Here is a 4,040-nt window from a genome sequence, read left to right on the forward strand (position 1 = left end):
GGCAGATTGCGTAAAAAAACCATTGCATTTATGTCATATTGATTGCGTTTAACGCACGAGATGAATCGCTGAAATGGATCGGAGAGGCTCAATGAAGATCGCAGTTATGGGCGGAGACGGGTTTGTCGGATGGCCGACGTCGCTGCATTTGTCGGATGCCGGACACGAAGTTCACATCGTTGACAACCTGTCGCGCCGCTGGATCGACACCGAACTTGGCGTCCAGTCGCTGACGCCGATGGACTCGATCCAGGAACGCACCCGCATCTGGCATGCCGAGACCGGCCGCCGCATCCATTTCCATCTCATCGACCTCGCCAAGGATTATGAAATCCTGAAGCAGTGGCTGGCCGAGGAGCGCCCGGACGCGATCATTCATTTCGCCGAGCAGCGCGCCGCGCCCTATTCGATGAAGACCGACCGCCACAAGAACTACACGGTCGACAACAACGTCAACGCCACCCACAACCTCCTGAATGCGCTGGTCGAGATCGACCTCGACGCCCATGTCGTGCATCTCGGCACGATGGGCGTCTACGGCTATTCGACGGTGGGTGCTGCGATCCCCGAAGGCTATCTGCCGGTCGATATCACCACCAATTCCGGCGACAAGGTTTCCCAGGAAATTCTCTACCCGTCGAACCCCGGCTCGATCTACCACATGACCAAGTGCCTGGATCAGCTTCTGTTCGCCTTCTACGCCAAGAATGACGGCCTGCGGATCACCGACCTGCATCAGGGCATCGTCTGGGGCACGCACACCGAGCAGACCAAACGCCACACACAGTTGATCAACCGCTTCGACTATGACGGCGACTACGGCACCGTGCTGAACCGCTTCCTGATCCAGGCCGCGATCGGTTATCCGCTCACCGTCCACGGCGTCGGCGGCCAGACCCGCGCCTTCATCCACATTCAGGATTCGGTGCGCTGCATCGAGCTGGCGCTCAACAATCCGCCGGAAAAGAACGCCCGGGTCGAGATCTTCAACCAGATGACCGAGACCCACCGGGTGCGCGACCTGGCGAAGATGATCTCCGATATGTCCGGCGTCGAGATCGCCTGGCTGCCGAACCCGCGCAAGGAAGCGCCGGAAAACGACCTGATCGTCAAGAACGACAAGTTCCTCGGGCTCGGCCTCAATCCGACCACGCTCAAGGAAGGCCTGCTTGGAGAGATCGTCGACATTGCGAAGAAATACTCTTATCGCGTTGATCGCAAACGCGTTCCGGCCGTCTCCGCCTGGACCAAGGACATCGCGACCAAGATCAACCGCGATCCGGAAGGCAAGTCGCTGAAGTCGGTCTCGTGAGGCCATGAGCGATCCCGCAAATGAAGGCGTCCACCGCAGCGTGGACGCCAAATATCCGTTCGCCTTCGTCACGCTGGTCACCAACAATGACTATGCCATGGGCGCCCTGGCGCTGGCGCGGTCGATCTTCCTGACCGGTACGCCCGCCGATGTCGTGGTGCTGCATACCGGCGGCGCGCCCGAGGAAGGATTGAAGCACCTCGCCGATCTCGGTTGCCGGCTGGTCGGCGTCGACCACCTGCCGCTGTCTGATGAATTCAACGAGCGCCACGCGCGCAAGAACATCCATGGCGAGGCCCCCTTCACCAAGGGCCGCAAGCCCGGCTTCCACACCCCGCTCGATAATTTCTGCAAGCTGCGCCTGTGGCAACTGGTCGAGTATCACGCAGCGGTGTTCATCGATGCCGATGCGCTGGTGCTGAAGAACATCGACAAGCTGTTCTTCTATCCGGAGTTTTCCGCGGCCCCCAATGTCTATGAAAGTCTCGCCGATTTTCACCGGATGAATTCCGGCGTGTTCGTGGCGCGGCCGGACGTCGAGACCTTCGCCGCCATGCTTGCGGCCCTCGACCAGCCCGAGGCCTTCTGGAAGCGCACCGACCAGACCTTCCTGCAGGAATTCTTCCCCGACTGGCACGGCCTGCCGGTGTTCATGAACATGCTGCAATATGTCTGGTTCAACATGCCGGAACTGTGGAACTGGTCCGATATCGGCGTTCTGCACTACCAGTATGAAAAGCCGTGGGAGGACGATCATCCGCGCGCCGAACAGCTGAAGCCGCTGATCGACCTCTGGTGGGCCTATTTCGACGGCGACGGCATCCCCGATATCGCCACGCTCGAAAATCCGACGAAGCCCAAATGAAACGCATTCTGGTCAGCGGCGGGACGGGGCTGGTCGGGCGCTACATCGTCGAGGAATGCCTTGCGGCCGGTCATGATGTAACCGTGGCCGGCAGGAACGCGCCCGCCCCCGACCTGTTCGCCGCGCCGGTAAACTTTCTGCCTCTCGAACTCGGCGGGGCGGGCTCTACCGACTTTTTCAAAGGCATCGACGTCTTCATCCACGCCGCCTTCTCCCATGCGCCCGGGCGCTATCGCGGCGGCGAAGGCGATGATCCCGATGGCTTCCTGAAAGCAAATGTCGCGGGCAGCATCGCGCTTTTCGAGGCAGCATGCCGCGCCGGCGTCAAGCATGCCTTCTTCCTGTCGAGCCGTGCGGTGTTTGACGGCTATCCCGTCGGCATGCCGCTGCCGGAAACCACCCCGCCCCAGCCGCAGAGCCTTTACGGCAAGGCGAAATGGGAGGTCGAGCAGGCGCTTTCCGCCCTCGCCCGCCCCGGCTTCATCCCGGTGAACCTGCGCGCGACCGGCGTCTACGGCGACCTTGTGCCCAACAAATGGGAAGAGCTGTTCGAGCGCTATGCCAGCGGTGAGGAAATCGCCGCCCGTGCGGGTAGCGAGGTCCATGGCCGCGATCTCGCCGGCGCGATCCTGACGCTGCTCGACGCGCCGATCCCGAAAATTTCCGGCAAGGCGTTTCATGTATCCGACATCGTCACCGACACCCATACCATCCTCGCGCCGCTGAAGGCGGCGCTGCAATCCTCGCATCCCCTGCCGCCGCGCGCCGACCAGAGTGCTGTGAGCGCCATGACGACGACGCGGCTCAACGCGCTCGGCTGGCGCAGCGGCGGAATGCCGCTGTTTTCCGCCACGCTTCAGACACTGGTGGAGCGTTTTATCGAAGCCCGCCCCGGCAACGCGATTTGATCTCGCGCGCGAACAGGTTTATGTGCGGCGCGCCCGCTCTTTTTTACAGGATTACGAAATGGCTCGTTTCGACCTCATCATCTTCGACTGCGACGGCGTTCTGGTCGATTCCGAAATTCTTGCCGCCGAAGTCGAAGCGCGGCTTCTGAGCGATGCCGGTTATCCGATCACGGCCGGCGAGATCGGCGAACGCTTTTCCGGCATGACCTGGCGCAACATTCTGCTCGCCGTCGAAAGCGAAGCCAATATTCCGCTGTCCGCCGCCCTTCTCGATCTGGCAATCGTCAAGCTCGATGAGCGGATCAAGCGGGAGCTGCAGCCAATCCCCGGCGTGCGCGAGGCCGTCGCCCAGCTTTCCGAGCCGCGCTGCATCTGCTCCAACTCGACGCCCGAACGCGTCCGCATGATGCTGAAGAAGACCGGACAGCTCGATATCTTCGAGCCCAATATCTTTTCCGCCGAAACCCTCGGCCCCGACCGGGTGAAACCCAAGCCGGACATCTTCCTCCATGGCGCGGAAACAATGGGCGCAAACCCGAAGAACACGCTGGTGATCGAGGATTCGGTCCACGGCGTGACCGCCGCCAAGGCCGCCGGCATGCGCGTCGTCGGTTTCACCGGCGCCTCGCACACCACGCCCACCCACGCCGACAAGCTGACGGAAGCCGGCGCCGAAACGGTGATCCACCGCATGGAAGACCTCCCCGCCGTCGCCACCGCGCTGCTGGAGTGGACCGACGCGATCTGAAAGCGCTCTGGGCGAACGCGGCGCTGTGCGGTTCTGAAGAAGTCCAGCCGTCATAAGACCGTCGGCGATCCACCGGAGCTCTCAGCCCACAATCTCCCCCCTTGAGGGGGAGACGTCGCGAAAGCGACAGAGAGGGGTAAAGGGCGTAAGCCCTAAAAAACCGCAGGCTCTGTGCTCTCGGAAAGGGGTCACCCCTCTCTGCCCCTG

At 61.9% G+C, this 4,040-nt stretch carries 4 protein-coding genes; all 4 read left to right on the forward strand.

What is annotated here, in order from left to right:
- Nucleotides 1-91: 91 nt before the first annotated feature.
- The 4 genes from B4E36_RS10305 to B4E36_RS10320 are packed head-to-tail and all read left to right on the forward strand — an operon-like array spanning nt 92 to nt 3,833.
- Nucleotides 92-1,312 (forward strand): NAD-dependent epimerase/dehydratase family protein, encoded by a 1,221-nt coding sequence (locus tag B4E36_RS10305; RefSeq protein ID WP_292055072.1) that lies wholly within the window; start codon nt 92-94, stop codon nt 1,310-1,312.
- A gap of 4 nt (nt 1,313-1,316) precedes the next feature.
- The gene (locus B4E36_RS10310; RefSeq protein WP_292055071.1) at nt 1,317-2,177 is read left to right on the forward strand and encodes a glycosyltransferase; all 861 of its coding nucleotides are present in this window, start codon (nt 1,317-1,319) and stop codon (nt 2,175-2,177) included.
- Complete coding sequence (locus tag B4E36_RS10315) at nt 2,174-3,085, forward strand: NAD-dependent epimerase/dehydratase family protein (RefSeq protein ID WP_292055069.1); 912 nt, start codon at nt 2,174-2,176, stop codon at nt 3,083-3,085. Before B4E36_RS10310 ends, B4E36_RS10315 begins: the two co-directional genes overlap by 4 nt.
- Before the next feature lie 58 nt (nt 3,086-3,143).
- The gene (locus B4E36_RS10320; protein WP_292055068.1) at nt 3,144-3,833 is read left to right on the forward strand and encodes an HAD family hydrolase; all 690 of its coding nucleotides are present in this window, start codon (nt 3,144-3,146) and stop codon (nt 3,831-3,833) included.
- Nucleotides 3,834-4,040 lie beyond the last annotated feature (207 nt).

Origin of the sequence: Martelella sp. UBA3392 (assembly GCF_002358775.1) — a bacterium.
GTDB classification, from domain to species: domain Bacteria; phylum Pseudomonadota; class Alphaproteobacteria; order Rhizobiales; family Rhizobiaceae; genus Martelella; species Martelella mediterranea.